Annotated in this window: 20 protein-coding genes; 8 read left to right on the top strand and 12 right to left on the bottom strand. The window is 59.4% G+C overall.

The genetic code is table 11. The features are described 5' to 3' along the window. The first annotated feature begins 33 nt into the window (after positions 1-33). Positions 34-900 (top strand): DUF6279 family lipoprotein, encoded by an 867-nt coding sequence (locus tag BFL40_RS05345; protein ID WP_071482964.1) that lies wholly within the window; start codon positions 34-36, stop codon positions 898-900. Here the strand turns inward: BFL40_RS05345 and copD are convergent. The 5 genes from copD to BFL40_RS05370 form a co-directional block, all read right to left on the bottom strand. Continuing rightward, positions 897-1,778: a copper homeostasis membrane protein CopD gene (gene copD / locus BFL40_RS05350; RefSeq protein ID WP_071482965.1), complete on the bottom strand. Its 882-nt coding sequence runs from the start codon at positions 1,776-1,778 to the stop codon at positions 897-899. The two genes, BFL40_RS05345 and copD, sit on opposite strands and share 4 nt — an antisense overlap. Next, entirely contained in the window at positions 1,775-2,161 is a 387-nt protein-coding gene (gene copC / locus BFL40_RS05355) for a copper homeostasis periplasmic binding protein CopC (RefSeq protein WP_071482966.1), read from the bottom strand. Before copC ends, copD begins: the two co-directional genes overlap by 4 nt. Before the next feature lie 50 nt (positions 2,162-2,211). Continuing rightward, complete coding sequence (locus BFL40_RS05360) at positions 2,212-3,036, bottom strand: copper resistance protein B (RefSeq protein ID WP_071482967.1); 825 nt, start codon at positions 3,034-3,036, stop codon at positions 2,212-2,214. Between the two features lie 10 nt (positions 3,037-3,046). Further along, a complete protein-coding gene (locus tag BFL40_RS05365; RefSeq protein ID WP_071482968.1) occupies positions 3,047-4,804 on the bottom strand; it encodes a copper resistance system multicopper oxidase in 1,758 nt (585 codons plus the stop codon). Between the two features lie 165 nt (positions 4,805-4,969). Continuing rightward, positions 4,970-6,316 (bottom strand): DEAD/DEAH box helicase, encoded by a 1,347-nt coding sequence (locus BFL40_RS05370; protein ID WP_071483238.1) that lies wholly within the window; start codon positions 6,314-6,316, stop codon positions 4,970-4,972. A gap of 193 nt (positions 6,317-6,509) precedes the next feature. Here BFL40_RS05370 and BFL40_RS05375 point away from each other — a divergent pair, with 193 nt between their 5' ends. Next, positions 6,510-7,808 (top strand): mechanosensitive ion channel family protein, encoded by a 1,299-nt coding sequence (locus BFL40_RS05375; protein WP_071482969.1) that lies wholly within the window; start codon positions 6,510-6,512, stop codon positions 7,806-7,808. Here the strand turns inward: BFL40_RS05375 and BFL40_RS05380 are convergent. The 3 genes from BFL40_RS05380 to BFL40_RS05390 form a co-directional block, all read right to left on the bottom strand. Further along, positions 7,805-8,674, bottom strand: coding sequence for a carboxylate/amino acid/amine transporter (locus tag BFL40_RS05380; protein ID WP_071482970.1), 870 nt, complete (start codon positions 8,672-8,674; stop codon positions 7,805-7,807). The two genes, BFL40_RS05375 and BFL40_RS05380, sit on opposite strands and share 4 nt — an antisense overlap. A gap of 203 nt (positions 8,675-8,877) precedes the next feature. Beyond that, positions 8,878-9,477 (bottom strand): FMN-dependent NADH-azoreductase, encoded by a 600-nt coding sequence (locus tag BFL40_RS05385; RefSeq protein WP_071482971.1) that lies wholly within the window; start codon positions 9,475-9,477, stop codon positions 8,878-8,880. 151 nt (positions 9,478-9,628) lie between these two features. Beyond that, positions 9,629-9,943, bottom strand: coding sequence for a 3-phosphoglycerate kinase (locus BFL40_RS05390; protein ID WP_071482972.1), 315 nt, complete (start codon positions 9,941-9,943; stop codon positions 9,629-9,631). Between the two features lie 49 nt (positions 9,944-9,992). Here BFL40_RS05390 and BFL40_RS05395 point away from each other — a divergent pair, with 49 nt between their 5' ends. The 5 genes from BFL40_RS05395 to aqpZ all read left to right on the top strand — a co-directional run bounded on the left by BFL40_RS05395 (position 9,993) and on the right by aqpZ (position 15,099). Further along, positions 9,993-10,916 (top strand): PA3225 family LysR-type transcriptional regulator, encoded by a 924-nt coding sequence (locus BFL40_RS05395; RefSeq protein ID WP_071482973.1) that lies wholly within the window; start codon positions 9,993-9,995, stop codon positions 10,914-10,916. Between the two features lie 14 nt (positions 10,917-10,930). Continuing rightward, the gene (locus tag BFL40_RS05400; protein WP_071482974.1) at positions 10,931-11,734 is read left to right on the top strand and encodes an alpha/beta fold hydrolase; all 804 of its coding nucleotides are present in this window, start codon (positions 10,931-10,933) and stop codon (positions 11,732-11,734) included. A 3-nt stretch (positions 11,735-11,737) separates the two neighbouring features. Continuing rightward, entirely contained in the window at positions 11,738-12,301 is a 564-nt protein-coding gene (locus BFL40_RS05405) for a peptidylprolyl isomerase (RefSeq protein ID WP_071482975.1), read from the top strand. 80 nt (positions 12,302-12,381) lie between these two features. Then, positions 12,382-14,214: an ABC transporter ATP-binding protein gene (locus tag BFL40_RS05410; protein ID WP_071482976.1), complete on the top strand. Its 1,833-nt coding sequence runs from the start codon at positions 12,382-12,384 to the stop codon at positions 14,212-14,214. Between the two features lie 180 nt (positions 14,215-14,394). Beyond that, positions 14,395-15,099 carry an aquaporin Z gene (aqpZ, locus tag BFL40_RS05415; protein ID WP_071482977.1) on the top strand — a complete coding sequence of 235 codons (705 nt, stop codon included), beginning with the start codon at positions 14,395-14,397 and terminating at the stop codon, positions 15,097-15,099. Between the two features lie 11 nt (positions 15,100-15,110). Here aqpZ and BFL40_RS05420 read toward each other — a convergent pair whose 3' ends face one another. Then, the gene (locus BFL40_RS05420; protein WP_071483239.1) at positions 15,111-16,235 is read right to left on the bottom strand and encodes a GNAT family N-acetyltransferase; all 1,125 of its coding nucleotides are present in this window, start codon (positions 16,233-16,235) and stop codon (positions 15,111-15,113) included. A gap of 283 nt (positions 16,236-16,518) precedes the next feature. On the opposite strand from BFL40_RS05420, the gene BFL40_RS05425 reads away from it, so the two are divergent. Continuing rightward, a complete protein-coding gene (locus BFL40_RS05425) occupies positions 16,519-17,841 on the top strand; it encodes a putative porin (RefSeq protein ID WP_071482978.1) in 1,323 nt (440 codons plus the stop codon). A 120-nt stretch (positions 17,842-17,961) separates the two neighbouring features. Here the strand turns inward: BFL40_RS05425 and BFL40_RS05430 are convergent, their stop codons facing one another. The 3 genes from BFL40_RS05430 to BFL40_RS05440 are packed head-to-tail and all read right to left on the bottom strand — an operon-like array spanning position 17,962 to position 19,951. Beyond that, the gene (locus tag BFL40_RS05430) at positions 17,962-18,195 is read right to left on the bottom strand and encodes an anti-sigma factor family protein (RefSeq protein ID WP_071482979.1); all 234 of its coding nucleotides are present in this window, start codon (positions 18,193-18,195) and stop codon (positions 17,962-17,964) included. After that, entirely contained in the window at positions 18,189-18,803 is a 615-nt protein-coding gene (locus tag BFL40_RS05435; protein ID WP_071482980.1) for an RNA polymerase sigma factor, read from the bottom strand. The genes BFL40_RS05430 and BFL40_RS05435 overlap by 7 nt, the downstream gene beginning before the upstream one ends. Positions 18,804-18,829: 26 nt before the next feature. Continuing rightward, on the bottom strand, positions 18,830-19,951 hold the full coding sequence (locus tag BFL40_RS05440) for a beta-ketoacyl-ACP synthase III (RefSeq protein WP_071482981.1): 1,122 nt from the start codon (positions 19,949-19,951) through the stop codon (positions 18,830-18,832). Positions 19,952-20,122: the final 171 nt, after the last annotated feature.

A 20,122-nucleotide genomic window follows, 5' to 3' on the forward strand; every position in this document is an offset into this window, starting at 1 on the left:
CATGCACTATCCCATCTGCGCAAGGACCTGCCCATGCTGCGTCGGCTCAAACCTCTGGCAGTACTGATAATCCTGAGTATGGCGCTCACCGGCTGCAATCGCGTGGGCCTGGCCTACCGCAATCTCGATGTGATCATCCCCTGGACACTCAGTGACTACCTGGGCATGCACGCAGGGCAAAAAAACTGGTTCAACGACAAACTCAAGGAACACCTGGCCTGGCACTGCACCACCCAATTGCCCGGTTATCTGGGTTGGCTCGACCGCCTGCAACAGATGGTCGACAACAACCAGATCACCGACGCCGCACTACAGGCCCGCACCATCGAAGCTAAACAAGCAATCGCCGAGATCGCCCGAGCAATCACCCCGTCCGCTATCGAGTTGCTGAGAGACCTGGACGACCAGCAGGTCAAGGAAATGAACGACGCCCTGGCCAAGGACCTGCGCAAGCGCCAGGACGAATACCTCAAACCACCCTTGGAGCAGCAAATCCAGGAACGCGCCGAGCGCATGAACAAACGCCTGGATACCTGGATCGGCCCCTTGAGTGCCAGCCAACAGCGCCGCGTAACCGCCTGGTCGATGGCCCTCGGTGAGCAGAACCAAGAGTGGATCGGCAACCGCGCCCGCTGGCAGGCGCAATTCATCGACGCCGTGCAGCAACGCCATAACGCTGACTTCCCACAGAAAATCCAGCAACTGCTGGTAGATCGGGAAAGCCTGTGGACCCCGCAATACCGCGTGACCTATGCACAGGCCGAGACAGCGGCACGCAGCCTGATCGTCGATCTGATGGTAGAAAGCACCACACAGCAACGGCAGAAACTCACCCGAAAAATCGAAAAAGTGCGCAGTGATTTCCAGGCACTCAAGTGCCTGAAAGGTGCACCGCTCTAATTGGGCGCCAAGGTACCCAACCAAGCCACCAACCCCAGGATCAGCACCACCGCGCCGAACTCCAGGGCGATACTACGCCGCAGCGCTTTGCTTGCTGCGGCGTCGTCACCGGCTACGATCGATTGTTGTAAAAGCGGGGTCAGATGAAAACGATTGAGTGCCGCCAGCCCGAGCATCAGGCCGAACAGCCCCAGTTTCAAACACAGCAAAAACGCGTAGACACCGTTGGTAAGACCCTCCAGATTCGGCCCCACCACAAACAGATAATTCGCCGCACCGGTGACAATCAGCACCAAGACAAATCCCGCCCCCATGTGTTCGAAGCCGGCCAATGCGGCTGCCAACACCTGGACTCGCCGGGCATCCTGCAATGACGGACTCATCAGCAGCAACCCAAACGCCGCCAATGCACCCACCCAACCTGCGGCCGCCAGCAGGTGCGCACTGTCGCTGAGGATATGCCACACCCCCGGCAAGCCTTCATGCATCACACCGTGCCCAGTCCACGTCAGCGTCACCAGCGCAACAGCGCCGAACAACGTGGCCAATCGCACACTGCCGCAGAACCCGGCCAGGGCCAATGCTGCCATACGTATCTGCCAGGACACCCCCAGCTCGGTCTGCCAGAGCATCATCTGCAGATGCGGCCACAACGCCTGCCAATCACCCGCTCCGCTCATGGCCTGTGTCATGGTCAGTAACGAAGCCACGGAAAGCAGCGCGCCCAAGCCCGCCGTCAACCTGAACAGCACCTTGAAATTCAGCAGCGGGCGTTCAGCAGCTTTCAGCCCGTAAAGACCAAATAACCCCAAGCCAAACAACAGCATCAGGTCCAGATAGAGGGCAAAGCGCAGTACGACTTGGATCAGTTCACTCATGGCTGGACGCTGAACACCACATTACCGGTGATCGGATGCGTGTCGGACGACACCGCGCGCCAGTCGACTCGATAGGTGCCGACTGTCAGGGCAGAAGCGGGCTTGATCAGCATCACCTTGGGGTCGGTACTCGCCGCGACACTGGCCTTTATCGGCATCGGCGAGTTGGGCATGCCGGGCATATCGGTCATGGTCAGCTTGGCGCCGGAAAACTGCGTCAGCAGGTTTTCGGAAAAGCGCAGTTCAATAACGGCCGGCGGCGCTCCTGAGGCTCCCCCTGCCGGGACAGATGACAGCAGTTTCGGATGAGCCGAGACCGGCAGGCTCATGATTAGCCCAACCCACAGGGCACCGCCCAACAACGTGGTTTTCAACATAGACATGCAAGGCTCCAAGCCGCTTCGGGCGGCGAGTGATAGAAAATCGATACATCTCAGAACCACAGCCGCACGCCGACGACCCAACGCAATTGGCTGACGTCCTCATCTTCATCGCGTGCGTATTGCGCGGTCTGGCCATAGCTGCGGTTCCAGGTGACACCCACGTAAGGCGCAAACTCTCGACGCACTTCGTAACGCAACCTCAAACCCACCTCGCTTTCCGACAAGCCGGCACCGACCCGACGCTGCGGATCATTACGCCCATAAAAGTTGAGTTCGGCCGTCGGCTGCAGGATCAAGCGGTTGGTCAGCAGAATGTCGTAGTCACCTTCCAGCCGTGCGGCGGTGCGGCCCGATTCGCCGACAAACATCGTCGCTTCGGCCTCGAAGTTGTACAACGCCATGCCCTGTACACCGAACGCCGCCCAGGTTTGCCCATCACCGGGCTTGAAGTCCTGGCGCACGCCACCGACCACGTCCCACCACGGGCTGATGGCATGCCCCCACAAGGCCTGGGCTTCTGCACTCTCGGTGCGGCCGGTGCTGCGCTCGCCCTCCGTGCGTACCCACAGACGATCAATATCGCCGCCAACCCAGCCTTTAATGTCCCAGCTCAACGCGCTGCCGTCGTCCGCGCGCTGCCATTCCAATTGGTTGACCAGCAGCATCGAATTGATGGCGCTGTCGTGCACCCTGTGCCCGCCGGGCGCGTTGTACACCGCTGCGCGATCAGCGTCGGTCAGCACCGGGATCGGCGTACGACTTTCGGTGAGTGCGGGTGAAGCCGGGCTCATGCCCATCAGTTCGTCCGAAAACGCCAGCGGGCCAAATGACAGCGCGGCCAGCGCGATGGATACAGATAAAACACTACGGCTCATGCTCGCTTCCTCACTCATGCACGCGGACTTCACGGAACATGCCCATTTCCATGTGGTACAGCAGGTGGCAGTGATAGGCCCAGCGGCCCAAGGCATCGGCGGTCACGCGGTAGCTGCGCCGCGAGCCGGGCGGCATGTCGATCGTGTGTTTGCGTACCTGAAATTGGCCGTTCTCGTCTTCCAGATCACTCCACAGGCCGTGAAGGTGAATCGGGTGGCTCATCATGGTGTCGTTGACCAGCACCAGCCGGACCCGCTCGCCATAGGTGAGTTGCAAAGGCTCGGCATCGGAAAATTTCACACCATTGAAGGACCAGGCGAACTTCTCCATGTGCCCGGTGAGGTGTAATTCGAGGGTACGACCGGGGTCGCGGCCATCGGGATCCTCGAAGGTGCTGCGCAGGTCGGCATACGTCAGCACCCGACGGCCGTTGTTGCGCAGGCCAATACCGGGGTCGTCGAGCTTGGGCACCGGGCTCATGGCCTGCATGTCCACCAACGGGTTGTTCAGCTCGCTGGCCGGATGACTCTGCATCGTCATTGCGCCCATGGCACTGTGATCCATGCCTTCCATACCGGTCATATCCGACATGCCCGCCATCTGGCTGTGGTCCATGCCCGGCATATCCGCCATGGCGCCATGGTCCATACCGCCCATGCCCATGTCGCTCATCGTCACCCAAAGGCGCGGATCCAGCGCGGGAACCACCGCCGTCGCCCCTGCCTGTTGGGCCAGCGTGCCGCGGGCGAAACCACTGCGGTCCATCGACTGGGCAAATACGGTGTAGGCCGCCGACGTGGGCTCGACCAGTACATCGAAGGTTTCCGCCACGGCGATGCGGAACTCGTCGACACTCACCGGTTTCACCGGCTGACCATCGGCAGCAATGACGGTCATCTTCAACCCTGGGATGCGCACATCGAAATAACTCATCGCCGAGCCGTTGATAAAGCGCAGGCGAATCGTCTCCCCTGCCTCAAACAACCCAGTCCAGTTGCGACCGGGCGGCTGGCCATTCAGCAGATAGGTGTAGGTCTCGCCGCTGACGTCGGCCAGGTCGGTGGGGTTCATCTTCATCTGCGCCCACATCAGACGGTCGGCGACGGTAGCCGACCATCCCTGCTTGCCCACATCCCGCACGAAATCGCCCACGGTGGGTTTGTGCAGGTTGTAGTAATCGGATTGTTTCTTGAGGGTTTTCATCAGGGCGACGGGGTCTTCATCCGTCCAGTCCGAGAGCATCACCACGTAGTCACGCTGATAGCTGAACGGCTCAGGCTCCCTGGGGTCGATCACCAGCGGGCCGTACACACCCTGCTGCTCCTGGAACCCGGAGTGGCTGTGATACCAGTAAGTACCGTGCTGCTTGACCGTGAACTGATAGACATACACACCACCTGGCTCGATGCCCTTGAAGCTCAGGCCGGGCACGCCGTCCATGGTGGAGGGCAAGAGGATGCCGTGCCAGTGGATTGAAGTCGGTTCGGCCAGGCGATTCTTCACGCGAAGTGTCACGGTGTCACCTTCGCGCCAGCGCAGCAGCGGGCCGGGCAAGCTGCCATTGATGGTTAATGCGGTGCGATTACGACCGGTAAGGTTGACCGGGGTCTGGTCGATAAACAGATCAAACTCTGTACCCGCCATTACCGTAGGCTGGCCGGGACTGGTCAGCGCCCATACCGGCGTACGCCAGAGCCCGAGCCCGCCCAACAAGCCGCCGGCGGCCAGGCCTTTGACGAAGGTTCGTCTGGAGGTGGTGGAATGCATGCCGATTCAATTCCGTCAGTTGAATCGCAGCAGATTAGGCAGCGCCAGCTGTCAGCTACCTTAGCGGCAGATTACCGATCCGACAGTTTCGCGGGCAGGCGAATCCACAAACCTGCGGCCATAAAAAAACCGGACATCGTCCGGTTTTTTCATATCACCCCTGCCTTACTCGGCAGCCGGTGCTTCTGGCTTGCGGCGCTTGAGCGGCGCCATGCCATCCTTGCTGACGAGCGACAGGTTGTCGGTCTTCGGCCGGTTGGCGATCTTGCGTTTGGTCGGCGACTTGGCGCCGGTTTTCTTCTTGTCGCCCTTGGCGTCGACTTTTTTCTTCTTCACGCCAACGGCCTTGCCCGACGCCTTGACCTTCTTCGGCCCGGTGTAGGTGCCTTTGACTTCCTTGATGGTGCGGCGCTCGAACGACTGCTTGAGGTAGCGCTCGATGCTCGACATCAGGTTCCAGTCGCCGTGGCAGATCAGCGAGATCGCCAGGCCATCGTTACCGGCACGCCCGGTACGGCCAATACGGTGCACGTATTCGTCGCCGCTGCGCGGCATGTCGAAGTTGATCACCATGTCCAGGCCGTCCACGTCCAGGCCACGGGCAGCGACATCGGTGGCCACCAGGATCTTCACGCCGCCGGCTTTAAGGCGGTCGATGGCCAGCTTGCGATCCTTCTGGTCTTTTTCGCCGTGCAGCACGAACGCTTTGTATTCCTGGGCAACCAGGCGACCGTAGATGCGGTCGGCAGCAGCGCGGGTGTTGGTGAACACGATGGCCTTCTGATAGGTCTCGTTGGCCAACAGCCAGTTCAGGATCTGCTCTTTGTGCACGTTGTGGTCGGCCATCACGATCTGCTGGCGCGTGGTCGCGTTCAGGTCGCTGACGTTGTTGACCTGCAAGTGCTCTGGGTTATTCAGAACCTTGGCGACCATGTCGCGCAGGGTCGAGCCGCCGGTGGTGGCGGAGAACAGCATGGTTTGCTGACGGTTGACGCATTCAGCCACCAGGCGTTGTACGTCGTCGGCAAAACCCATGTCGAGCATGCGGTCGGCTTCGTCCAGCACCAGCACTTCGACTTCCTTGAGGTCGAGATTACCGGCGTTGAGTTGCTCGATCATGCGGCCCGGGGTGCCGATGAGGATATCCGGCACCTTGCGCAGCATGGCGGCCTGGACCTTGAAGTCTTCGCCGCCGGTAATGATGCCGGACTTGATGAAGGTGAACTGCGAAAAGCGCTCCACTTCCTTCAAGGTCTGCTGGGCCAGCTCGCGGGTTGGCAGCAGGATCAGGGTCTTGATGCTGACGCGAACCTTGGCCGGGCCGATCAGGCGGTTCAAAACAGGCAGGACGAAAGCCGCGGTCTTGCCGCTGCCGGTTTGAGCCGTCACCCGCAGGTCACGCCCTTCGAGCGCGAGCGGGATGGCCGCTGCTTGCACAGGCGTAGGCTCGACAAATTTAAGCTCGGCCACGGCTTTGAGCAGGCGTTCGTGCAGGGCGAATTGGGAAAACACGGGTGCTACCTCGAAGAAATGCAAAATATCAGCGGCATAGGTTACCGGTTTCGGGCGTCCAAACCGAGTTTCTTTACGCGAACGGTGCCAATCAGCTGCTTTTTTGTCATTGAATTTGTCCGTAAAGCCAACTTTGTTGCACTTAAATGCTCTAATCGGCCCGTCTAGTCCTACAGAAGAATCGGTTTCACCCATGGATATCAAACAGCTCTGGCTCAACGTCCAAGACCTTTGGGGCGCCCTCGATGAACACCCGATCTTGCATTCCGGCCTGGGATTGCTGGTGTTGCTGGTGGTGGCCCTGCTGCTCGGACGGGTAGCCCGTTACCTCATCCTTCACGCCGTCAAATTACTCGGCCGGCAACCGGCGCTGCATTGGCTCAATGACCTGCGGCACAACAAAGTCTTCCACCGCCTGGCACAAATGACGCCCTCGCTGGTCGTTCAGTTCGGCCTGTACCTGGTTCCGGACCTGAGCAAGACCGCCACCCTGTTTATCGGCAATGTGGCCCTGGCCTTCACCATTCTGTTCATGACGCTGGCCGTGAGCGCCTTGCTCAACGCCCTGCTGGACATCTACGCGCGCACCGAACACGCACGCACGCGCTCGATCAAAGGCTATGTGCAATTGGCCAAAATGGTGTTGTTCGTGTTTGCCGCGATCATCATCGTCGCCACCTTGATCGATCGCTCGCCGCTGTTACTGCTGTCGGGGCTGGGCGCCATGTCGGCAGTGATCTTGTTGGTCTACAAGGACACCCTGCTGTCGTTCGTTGCCAGCGTGCAACTGACCAGCAACGACATGCTGCGGGTCGGCGACTGGATCGAAATGCCCCAGGTCGGTGCCGACGGCGATGTGGTCGATATCACCCTGCACACGGTCAAGGTGCAGAATTTCGACAAAACCATCGTTTCCATCCCCACCTGGCGCCTGATGTCCGAGTCGTTCAAGAACTGGCGCGGCATGCAGGCCTCCGGCGGGCGACGCATCAAGCGCAGCCTGTTTATCGACGCCAGTGGTGTGCGCTTCCTGCGTGACGATGAAGAGGTGCGCATGACCCAGGTACACCTGCTCACCGACTACATCAGCCGCAAGCAGGCAGAACTCAAGGCCTGGAACGAAGCCCAGGGCCACAGCGCGCAACTGTCGGCCAACCGCCGCCGCATGACCAACCTCGGCACTTTCCGCGCATATGCCCTGGCGTATCTGAAAAGCCACCCGGACATCCAGCCGAACATGACCTGTATGGTGCGTCAGATGCAAACCACCTCGCAGGGCGTGCCGCTGGAAATCTACTGCTTCACCCGCACCACGGCGTGGGCGGATTACGAGCGCATCCAGGGGGATATCTTCGATTACCTGCTGGCGGTGTTGCCGGAGTTCGGCTTGAGCTTGTATCAGCAGCCGAGCGGCAATGATTTGCGCGCGGGGATATTGCCGGCGGTGTTGGGGGCCAGTCATTTGCCAGCCCCCGAAAGTCGCGCGATTTAAGCCATGGTACGGTTGGGCGACTTCACGCCCAACCGGCTGATCCAGACCGCTCCCAGAATCACCAACCCACCCAGGGCCAGGCGCCCTAGCGGCTCGTGCTGGTTCCAGATCAGCAAATTCAACAACAACCCCACCGGTACATGCAGGTTGTTCATCACCGCCAATGTCCCGCCGTTGACCAGGCAAGCGCCCTTGTTCCACCAGTACATGCCCAGCGCGGTGCTGACCAACCCGAGAAACACCAGCACAGCCCATTGCAACGGTGCCTCCGGCAAGAAGTTGGCTTTGCCGAACATCAGGAACGCCGGCAACACCACCAGCAACGCACCCAGGTAGAAGTAACCGAAACGGCGGTAATGCGGCAGGTCACTCGGATAGCGCGCCACGAGGTGTTTGTACATCACCTGCCCGGCGGCGTAGGTGAAGTTGGCCAGTTGCAGCAGCAAAAAGCCCATCAGGAAGTTTGGCGTGATCTGGTCAAAGCGGATCACCGCCGCACCGCACACCGCCACCAAGGCGGCGACCAGCGCCCAGGGATTGAAGCGTCGGTTCAGAGCATCTTCGATCAGGGTTACGTGCAGCGGCGTTAGGATGGTGAACAGCAACACTTCCGGCACCGTGAGTACACGAAAGCTCAGGTACAGGCACACGTAGGTCACGCCGAACTGCAGCGCGCCGATCACCAGCATACCGCGCATGAATGCGGGCTCTACCGAGCGCCAACGGGTCAGCGGGATAAATACCAGCCCGGCCAGCAACACGCGCACCAGTACCGCGAAGTAGCTGTCGACGTGACCGGCGAGGTACTCGCCGATCAAGCTGAAGGAAAATGCCTGAATCAGGGTGACAACCAGTAGATAGCCCATGCGCGCCTCGTTTCGAATGGGCGCGACATTAAAGGTTTTCGGCGTTTCACGAAACTTAAGGCAAAAAAAACCCGACCTCGCTAAAGCGGCAGTCGGGCAGGAGCACTCAGGAGCAACAAGTGCAAAGGGAGGTTCGATACGCGTACTTGAAGGGTTTGCGTGGGGCTAGATAAACATTGCGCGATTATCTGGCGATTAAAGAATCAAGCGACCTGTGCCAGCAGCGCCTTAGCGTGATTGATGCCCTTCTCCTGGAAGTCACCGCTCAGGTTCACCCCTTCGGCGTGAATGAAGGTGACGTCGTGAATTCCGATAAACGCCATGACCTGACGCAGGTACGGTTCCTGGTGATCGGAGCTGGCACCGGTGTGGATGCCGCCGCGAGCGGTCAACACAATCGCACGCTTGCCGGTCAACAAGCCCTGAGGGCCGGTGGCGGTGTACTTGAACGTCACACCAGCGCGCAACACATGGTCCAGCCAGGCTTTGAGGGTGCTGGGGATGGCGAAGTTGTACATCGGTGCGGCCATGACCAACACGTCGGCGGCCAGCAGTTCGTCGGTCAGTTCGTTGGAGCGATCCAGGGAAGCCTGTTCGATATTGCTGCGTTGTTCGGCAGGTTTCATCCAGCCGCCAAGCAGGTTGGCGTCCAGATGAGGGACCGGGTTAAGGGCCACGTCACGCACAGTCATCTGATCCGCCGGATGAGCAACCTGCCATTGGCTGATGAACTGTTGAGTCAGCTGGCGGGAGATCGAATCCTGCTGGCGGGCGCTGCTTTCGATGATCAGAACGTTGGACATGGCGAGGTAGGCTCCATCTGTAATTGCTGTAAGGCGATGGAGAAAAGATTAACCAGGGCTCATTCGATAAAAAAGCGCAAAAAACTGCTACAACCCATCTAGAAATTTGTTTATAAGCGGAGTATTGCTGTGGGCATGCTCCGCGATTGCTTTATTTTGGGGCGCAAGCCAGGGCGATGCGCATCTTGATAATCGCGCGACTGAACTTGACGGTGGTGTTGGTGCTTTTGCCCGCCAGGACCGTGACCTTACGGTTACGCGGCGATTCCGGGCCATTGGTAAAGGTTACCGAACAGACGGCGTCATTCGTGCCGTAGTTGTTTAGTTGGATCGAACTGATGTCGCCGTCCACGTCGGAAGCGGTGTAATCGACTTGCACGCCGTCGATCTTTTTAGTCACGTCGATGGGGTAGGCAAACGCGCTCATCGGCAGCAGCGCCAGCAACACACAACAGAATTTTCTCATTCGGCAGTCTCCAATTAGGACCGCCAGCTTAGGACAAGAGGAGCTCATCTTGAAAGCGCCCCGCGTTACCCTCGATCAATGGCGCACGCTGCAAGCTGTGGTCGACCATGGCGGCTTCGCCCAGGCGGCTGAAGCGCTGCACCGTTCGCAATCCTCGGTGAGCTACACCGTGGCACGCATGCAAGACCAACTCGGCGTACCGCTGCTGCGCATCGACGGACGCAAGGCGGTACTCACCGACGCCGGTGAAGTACTGCTGCGCCGCTCCCGGCAACTGGTAAAAAACGCCAGCCAACTGGAAGACCTCGCCCACCATATGGAACAGGGCTGGGAAGCTGAAGTGCGGCTGGTGGTGGATGCGGCCTACCCCAATGCACGCCTGGTGCGCGCACTCACCGCCTTTATGCCGCAGAGCCGTGGTTGCCGCGTGCGCTTGCGCGAAGAAGTGTTATCAGGTGTTGAAGAGCTGTTGATGGACGGCATGGCTGACCTGGCCATCAGCGGGTTCATCATCCCGGGCTACCTGGGCACGGAAATGAGCGATGTGGAATTTATCGCCGTCGCCCATCCCGACCACTCGCTGCATCGCCTGAACCGCGAGCTGAGTTTCCAGGACCTGGAAAGCCAGATGCAGGTGGTGATCCGCGACTCCGGGCGCCAGCAGCCACGGGATGTCGGCTGGCTCGGTGCCGAACAGCGCTGGACGGTCGGCAGCCTGCCCACCGCCGCCACCTTCGTCAGCAGCGGCTTGGGCTTTGCCTGGTTGCCCCGGCACATGATCGAACGCGAACTCAACGAAGGCTTGCTCAAGCAGCTACCCTTGGAAAAGGGTGGCAGCCGCAACCCTACGTTCTACCTGTATTCAAACAAGGACAAACCCCTGGGGCCGGCCACGCAGATCCTTATCGATTTGCTGCGCACCTTTGACACAGCCCCACTGGACGCGCCTTTCGCCGCCCCTCAGCAAGCCTGAAACGGAGTTCATGCATGGCCTGGTTCGACCACGAAGGATGCAGCCTGCATTACGAGGAATACGGCCACGGCACCCCGCTGATCCTGATCCACGGCCTGGGCTCCAGCAGCCAGGATTGGGAGCTGCAAGTGCCGGTGCTCGCCCAGCACTATCGCTTGATAGTGGTGGATGTGCGCGGCCACGGCCGCTCCGACAAACCCCGCGAGCGCTACAGCATCAAAGGCTTCACCTTCGACCTGATCGCACTGATCGAACACCTGAACCTGCCGCCCGCTCATGTGGTGGGCTTGTCCATGGGTGGCATGATCGCCTTTCAATTGGCGGTGGACGAACCCGGCTTGGTCAAGAGCCTGTGCATCGTCAACAGCGCGCCCGAGGTCAAGGTGCGCAGTGCCGATGATTATTGGCAATGGGCAAAACGCTGGAGCCTGGCGCGGTTACTCAGCCTGGCCACCATCGGCAAGGCCCTGGGCGACCGGCTGTTCCCCAAACCGCACCAGGCAGACCTGCGCCGCAAGATGGCCGAACGCTGGGCAAAAAACGACAAACGTGCTTATCTCGCCAGCTTCGATGCGATTGTGGGCTGGGGTGTACAGGAACAACTTTCCAGAATTACCTGTCCAACCCTGGTCATCAGCGCCGACCACGACTACACCCCCGTGGCGCAGAAACAAAACTATGTAAAACTGCTGCCCGATGCGCGGCTGGTGGTGATCGAAGATTCACGCCATGCCACGCCCTTGGATCAACCCGAAGTCTTTAACGCTACCTTGCTCGATTTTCTAAAGACAGTCGAAACCACTACCCAGGATCACTGACCCATGCTGAAAAAAATCGCCTTCTTTGCCGGTTCCGTATTGTTCGCTGCCAACTTGATGGCCGCCGAACCCGCCAAGGCCCAGCACGTACTGATCAGCACCACCAACGGCGACATTGAAATCGAACTGGACCCGGTCAAGGCACCGATCAGTACCAAGAACTTCCTGGCCTATGTCGACAAAGGCTTCTACACCAACACAATTTTTCACCGCGTGATCCCGGGCTTCATGGTTCAGGGCGGCGGGTTTACCACGCAGATGTCGCAGAAGCCAACCGAAGCACCTATCAAGAACGAAGCCAGCAATGGCCTGCATAACGTACGTGGCACCTTGTCCATGGCGCGCACCAATGACCCGAACTCGGCCACCAGTCAGTTCTTCATCAACGTGGCCGACAATGCGTTCCTCGACCCAGGTCGCGATGCCGGTTATGCCGTGTTCGCCAAGGTCGTCAAAGGCATGGACGTGGTCGATATCATCGTCAACTCGCAGACCACCACCAAACAGGGCATGCAGAACGTGCCTATCGATCCTGTCCTGATCAAGTCGGCCAAGCGCATCGACTGAGGCCAGCAGGAAGCTTAGCGCGTGGCCCATAAAGCCACGCGCATTTGAAAGGAGAGCCCGCACGGCGGGCGTCAACCCTAATGCTCTATCGTCGCTTTGAACAACTGATCGATATCTTCCGCGACGCACCCAGCGCCGCACCGCCCGATAAAGTCCTGCCGTTTTACCTCTACTACCTGCGTCAGGTGTGGCCGTGCTTTGCCGCACTGTTGGTGGTGGGCTTGATAGGCGCACTGATCGAAGTGGCGCTGTTCAGCTACCTGAGCCGGATCATCGACTTGGCCCAGGGCACGCCGCCCGCCAACTTTTTCCAGATCCACAGCACCGAGTTGATCTGGATGGCCGTGGTCGCCCTGCTGCTGCGCCCCATTTTCGGCGCCTTGCATGACTTGCTGGTGCACCAGACCATCAGCCCCGGCATGACCAGCTTGATTCGCTGGCAGAACCACAGCTACGTGCTCAAGCAGAGCCTGAATTTCTTCCAGAACGACTTCGCCGGGCGTATCGCCCAGCGCATCATGCAAACCGGCAACTCCCTGCGTGACTCCGCCGTGGCGGCGGTGGATGCGATCTGGCACGTGACGATCTACGCCATCAGTTCCCTCGTGCTGTTTGCCGAGGCCGACTGGCGCCTGATGATCCCGTTGGTAACCTGGATCATCTGCTACAGCTTGGCGCTGCGCTACTTCGTGCCACGAGTGAAGGAGCGCTCGGTGATTTCCTCCGAGGCACGTTCCAAGTTGATGGGCCGCATCGTCGACGGCTACACCAACATCACCACCTTGAAGCTGTTCGCGCATACCCATTTCGAGCAGCAGTACGCCAAGGAAGCGATCATCGAGCAGACCGAAAAAACCCAGCTGGCCAGCCGCGTGGTCACCAGCATGGACATCGTGATCACCACGATGAACGGCCTGTTGATCGTCACCACCACCGGCCTGGCCTTGTGGCTGTGGACACAATCGCTGATTTCCGTCGGTGCAATTGCCCTGGCAACCGGTCTGGTGATTCGTATCGTCAACATGTCCGGCTGGATCATGTGGGTGGTCAACGGCATTTTCGAAAACATCGGCATGGTGCAGGACGGCCTGAAAACAATTGCCCAGCCACTGGCCGTGACCGACCGCGAAAACGCCCCGCGCCTGACAGTGCCTCAGGGTGAAGTGCGCTTCGAGCAGATGGATTTTCACTACGGCAAGAAGAGCGGAATCATTGGCGGCTTGAACCTGGAGATCAAAGCCGGGGAAAAAATCGGCCTGATCGGCCCATCCGGCGCGGGTAAATCGACCTTGGTCAACCTACTGCTGCGCCTGTATGACCTGCAAGGCGGGCGCATCCTGATCGACGGCCAGAACATCGCCGACGTTGCCCAGGAAAGCTTGCGCGAACAGATCGGCATGATCACCCAGGACACTTCATTACTGCACCGCTCGATCCGCGACAACCTGTTGTACGGCAAGCCCGACGCCACCGACGAAGAGCTCTGGGCCGCCGTACACAAGGCGCGCGCAGACGAGTTCATCCCGCTGTTGTCGGACTCCGAGGGCCGCACCGGCCTGGATGCCCATGTCGGCGAACGTGGCGTGAAACTCTCCGGCGGCCAGCGCCAGCGGATTGCGATTGCGCGAGTGCTACTCAAGGACGCCCCCATCCTGATCATGGACGAAGCCACCTCGGCCCTCGATTCGGAGGTGGAAGCGGCGATCCAGGAAAGCCTCGAGACCCTGATGCAAGGCAAGACCGTAATCGCCATCGCCCACCGACTCTCGACCATTGCCCGGATGGACCGGTTGGTGGTGCTGGAAAAGGGACAGATTGCCGAAAGCGGCAGCCATGCCGAGTTACTCGCTCATCGCGGATTGTATGCGCGGCTGTGGCAGCACCAGACGGGAGGTTTTGTAGGCATCGACTGACCTCAACCGGTCATTACTGCCCCCCAAATCCGAACAATTCTGACAGTTTTCTCTATCGCACTGGTCATGCGCCACAATCCTGCTGTACTGCAATCAGGAACCAGGAAGGTCCTGACGTAAGGCTGCAAGGACGCATCACCGACCAGTAAATTAGATAGAGCGATCTATAAGGACGTGTTCATGTCTTCTCTGTTCAAACGTTCCGTTACGGAAGGGTTAGGTACGTTTTGGCTGGTGCTGGGTGGCTGCGGGAGTGCGGTGTTGGCCGCAGCGTTCCCCAACGTCGGGATCGGCCTGCTCGGTGTGGCCCTGGCCTTCGGGCTAACCGTGCTGACCATGGCCTTTGCTATCGGTCATATCAGCGGTTGTCACCTCAACCCGGCGGTATCGGTGGGGCTGGTCGTGGGCGGAAGGTTTCCGGCCAAGGAGTTACCGGCATACATCGTGGCGCAGGTCATCGGTGGCATCGTCGCCGCTGCACTGTTGTACTTCATTGCCAGCGGCAAACCGGGCTTTGAACTGGCCGGCGGCCTGGCTTCCAATGGCTATGGCGAGCATTCACCTGGCGGTTACTCGATGGCGGCGGGCTTTGTCACTGAGTTGGTGATGACGGGGATGTTTGTATTGATCATCCTCGGCGCCACCGACCGGCGCGCCCCTGCGGGTTTAGCGCCAATTGCCATTGGCCTGGGGTTGACACTGATCCACCTGATCTCGATCCCCGTCACCAACACCTCGGTCAACCCGGCCCGCAGCACCGGGCCGGCGCTGATCGTCGGCGGTTGGGCAATCCAGCAGCTGTGGATGTTCTGGCTCGCGCCGATCCTCGGTGCAGTCGTCGGCGGTGTGATTTATCGCTGGCTGGGCAAAGAAGAGACGGCCTAAGCCAAACGAGTTCAGCCCTGCCGATAAGGCAGGGCTGCCCTCGCCTCTTCGGCATACGCCAGAATCCCTACCCGCTCACGCTCCAGAAAATCCTCGACGGCCTTCTTCAAGCCCGGATGGCGCAGGTAGTGCCATGAACGGGTAATCACCGGTTCAAAACCACGAATCAACTTGTGCTCGCCCTGGGCACCGGCATCGAAGCGTTGCAGCCCATGGCTGATGGCGTAGTCCATACCCTGGTAGAAGCAGGTTTCGAAATGCAGGCGGTCAAATTCCGCCAGGCAGCCCCAGTAACGCCCATAAAAACTGTCGCCACCGATCAGGCTGAAAGCCATGGCCACCGGGCGTGAGCCCTGCTTGGCCAGCACGACGCGAATTGCCTCGGGCATACGCTCGGCCAGCAGGCTGAAAAATTCGCGGGTCAGGTAGGGCGATTGGCGGCGCACGGCGTAGGTGTTGGCATAGCAGGCGTAGACAAAATCCCACTGAGCTTCACTCAGTTCATGGCCTTGCAGCCACTCGAACTCGATGCCCTGCCCCGCCACTTGTTCGCGCTCTTTGCGTATTTGTTTGCGCTTACGCGAACTCAAGGCGTCAAGAAAGTCCTGGAAGTCGCGATAGCCGCGATTTTGCCAATGATACTGACAGCCCAGGCGCTGCAACCAACCCGGCTGTTGAGCCAGTGCATCGTCGGCCAAAGGGTCGGTGAAATTGATGTGAGCACTGGAAAGCCCTTCGATTTCCAGGTAGCCGGGCAGGCTATTGAGCAGCTCAAAACCGTCCTGCGCATTCGCGGCCAGCAATCGCGGCCCACTGACCGGACTGAACGGCACCGCGGTCAGTAACTTGGGGTAGTAATCGATACCCGCGCGCTCACAGGCATCCGCCCAACCGTGGTCAAACACGTACTCGCCGTAGGAATGCCATTTGCGATAGCTGGGCAATGCCGCCACCAAACGATCGCCCTCCCAGTGCAGCAAATGTTCCGGCTGCCAGCCTGATTGCGGGCCCAGGCTGGCACTGTCCTCCAGCGCACTCAAGAACGCATGCCGCACAAAAGGCTGGGCCTGCGGCACCAGGGCATCCCAAGCCTGCGGGGAGATTTTGGACAGGCTGTCCAGGCGTTGCAGCGGCATCGGCATCCTCACTGTTTCTTGGCGTGAAAGCCTCGCGAGTATCGCCTATCACAGCGCCGGGCACACCTCGAAACAAGCCCGACAAAGCTCGAAACATTTAGTTCCATTATTAAATAATTTGTCATCTTCATGACATCACTTAGCCACTCCTCCGTCATAAGTGGCCGCGATACTGACGCCTGTTTTTAGAGCGCCCGGTTCTATCAGGCGGCTATTTTCCGTCCGTCATCGGTCGGTTGTGTCCTGGATGGTTTGCCATCCCTCCTCACTTTCGGAGATTGATATGCGTCTTGCTTCCACTAAAACTGCGGCGGTCCTGTGCGGCGGCCTGTTGCTTGCCCTAAGCCTTCCGGCCAGCGCTGCAGTCGACGCTAAATTGCTCGACATGCTCAAGGCCAACGGCCAGATCACCGCTGCGCAGTACACCGAACTGCAAGCGGAATTGGTCAAGGACCAGAAAGAAAAGCAGATCGCACAGCAAGCTCAACAAGAGACCAACGAACAGATCGCGGCCACCGCGAAAAAAACCAACGACCTGAGCGTGTTCGACCAAAAGCTGGCCTGGGCCGCCCGCACTCAGCTCAAGGGTGACGTGCGTTTCCGTCAGGAAACCGTGAAAATCCAGGGCGAATCCAACAACGGTGGCCGCGATAAGGACCGTCAGCGCATTCGTGCCCGCCTGGGCGCGTACACCGAGGTCAACTCGCAAGTGGACACCGGCATTCGTATTGCCACCGGCAGCAGCGACGATGCCCGCTCCACCAACCAGGACCAGGACAACTACTTCGACAAGAAGCAAATCTGGCTCGACCTCGGCTACATCGACTACCACCCGGACCAGATCAAAAACCTGCACGTGATCGGCGGCAAGATGCTGCAGCCGTGGGTAAGCATGGGCGACGTGATCTGGGATAGCGACATCAACCCGGAAGGCCTGGCACTGACCTACAAATACCCATTGGGCGGCAGCGCCGAGCTGTTCGGCAGCATTGGTAACTACAACCTCAAGGACAACGTCGACGGCGACGGCGTGCAATTCCGTCACGACCTGCGCCTGACCTCCGGCCAGTTGGGCACGCGCTTCTCGGTCACCGACAACCTGAAAATGACCCTGGGCGGCAGCGTCTACGCCTACCAGAACGACAAGGACAGCCGCTGCACGACCACCACCACGCCTTGCGCGCTGGCGGTCAACGGCAACTCGGCCGACAACCAGTTCCGCCTGTATGAAGGTTTTGCCCAAGCCGACATCGGTGGCTTGGCAGTGCCTCTGGCGTTCTACGGCCAGTACGTGAAAAACAACGACGCCGTGACCGATCAGGACACCGCCTGGTTGCTGGGTGCCAAGTCCAAAGTGTTCGGTTTCAACCTGGACTACAACTACCGCGATATTCAACGTAACGCAGTGGTTGGCGCCTTTACCGACTCGGACTTCGCCAACGGCACCACCGGTTCGCGCGGTCACAAGTTCAAAGTCGGCTATGACATCGACAAGAACTTCGCTGTCGGCGCCACGTACTTCCTGACCAAGGCTGACTTCGCCAGCCGCACTCAGCGTGATGCCAACACCAACACCCTGCAGTTGGATGCTGAAGCCAAGTTCTAACTGTGCGTGTAACAAGCCTTGGGCCAGGACGGCCCGAGGTAGTTTTAACAGCCTTGTGTGGGCGGGTCGATCCCCATCATCCGTTCGACTCACCCACGCGAGTCTGTCTTTATCCCGCCTTTACAGATCCTTCAGCCGTTCGGCAGCCAGCCGCTCAGCCAAGGCATCAGCCTCCTTTACCGGCTCTTGCGGCATGATCTTCAGCGTCGCCTGCATCAGGCGCATCTGACGGATAAAACGCCGGCAGTTAGGGCAGAACATCAAGTGATGGCGCACCAGCAGACGCTCACGAAAGGTCAATTGCCCATCGAGGTAGTCACTGGACCGCGCCACTTGTTCTTTACAGGTCAACATTCGCCCGTTTCCTCAAAATGCTCCACCGTGGCGAAGACTTTAAGCCGTGCTCGATGCAACAGCACACGGACATTGGAGAGCGAGAGCGTCAGAAGATTACAAATCTCCTCCAACTCCAGGCCCTGGCGTTCACGCAGCACCAACACGCTGCTTTGCAGATCCGACAAACTCAGCAACGTATGCTCCAGGCATTCGCGCAGTTCATCTTCGGTCAGCAAGGCTTCCGGAGTGTCCTGGTGCCAAGCGTAAGGGGCGACAGCCCAGTGACCATCGTCGGGTACGAAACGATCATCACCAATGGTGCCGTGGGGTGAGGGCAAATCGTCGAGCAATACCTCCCGGCGATTCTGCTTGTAGCGCCCCTTGGCGGAGTTGGCGGTGATGGTCAGCAGCCAAGTCTTGAGGCTGGAACGCCCTTCGAACTTGGCCAGGTTGCGCACTACCGACAGCCAGGCGTCCTGAACCACCTCATCGGCGTGACGCTGGCCGACGATGGCATAGGCCACTGCGCGCATCGCGCTCTGGTAAGTCGTGACCAATTCCTTGTAGGCCCGCTGCTCCCCCTTGAGCAGGCGTTCAAGCAGGTGCGCGTCGTCCGCTGCAGCCATTCAAGACCTCGATTTCAAGTGCAAAATCAGCGTTTGCGCAGGATCACGCTGCCGATCGAATAGCCAGCGCCAAAGGAACTGAGCACTGCCACAGCGCCCTTGGGCAGGTCGTCCTGGTAGGTGTGGAACGCAATCACCGAGCCCGCCGAGCTGGTGTTGGCATAGGTGTCGAGAATTACCGGCGCTTCTTCTTCCAACGCTTCGCGGCCCAGCAGTTTCTTCACGATCAGGTGATTCATGCTCAGGTTGGCCTGGTGCAGCCAGAAGCGCTTCACATCAGCCACACCCAGTTGGTTTTCCGCCAAGTGCGCACCGATCAATTCAGCGACCATCGGGCAGACATCACGGAAGACTTTGCGGCCTTCCTGCACAAACAACTTGTCGGGCGCGCCGATACCTTCTTCCGCCGCGCGGTTGAGGAAGCCGAAGTTGTTACGGATGTTGTTGGAGAACTTGGTCAGCAGCTTGGTGCTCACCACGTCGAACTGGTGCTCGGAGGTGGCCAAATCGGCACGTTCGAGAATCACCGCAGTGGCCGCATCACCGAAGATGAAATGACTGTCACGGTCGCGGAAATTCAGGTGGCCGGTGCAGACTTCCGGGTTGACCATCAGGATCGCTCGGGCCTGGCCCAACTGGATGCTGTTGGCGGCGTTCTGGATACCGAAGGTCGCCGAGGAGCAGGCCACGTTCATGTCAAAGCCAAAACCCTGGATACCCAGCGCTTCCTGGACTTCGATGGCGATAGCCGGATAGGCACGCTGCAGGTTGGAACAGGCGACGATCACGCCGTCGATGTCAGCGGCAGTCTTGCCGGCGCGCTGCAGGGCTTGTTCGGCAGCGCCGACAGCCATTTGGCAGAGCACCGACCATTCGTCGTTGCTGCGCTCAGGCAGGTGCGGGGCCATGCGTTGCGGGTCGAGAATACCGTCCTTGTCCATCACAAAACGGCTCTTGATGCCCGACGCCTTCTCGATAAAGGCAGCGCTGGACTCGGTCAGCGCCTGCACTTCACCACGCTCGATGGCGGCGGCGTTGTCGGCGTTGAACTGTTGCACGTAAGCATTGAAAGACTGCACCAGCTCTTCGTTGGAGATGCTGTTGGCCGGGGTGTACAGGCCAGTGCCGCTGATGACGACGTTATGCACGGTCGTTCCTCTAAATCTGTCAGGCAGAAAATATTGGTACCGTCGTACCAACCTTTAAGTCGTTCGATGCCGTCCAGCGGGCATCAAACTGGCAACGCTTTGTTCCGTCGCGCCGCGGCTGCACCAGCCCAAAACGACGATCCCGGCATTTATAACGACGAAGTTTGCCAC

This window comes from Pseudomonas costantinii, from assembly GCF_001870435.1.
Taxonomy (GTDB): Bacteria; Pseudomonadota; Gammaproteobacteria; order Pseudomonadales; family Pseudomonadaceae; genus Aquipseudomonas; species Aquipseudomonas costantinii.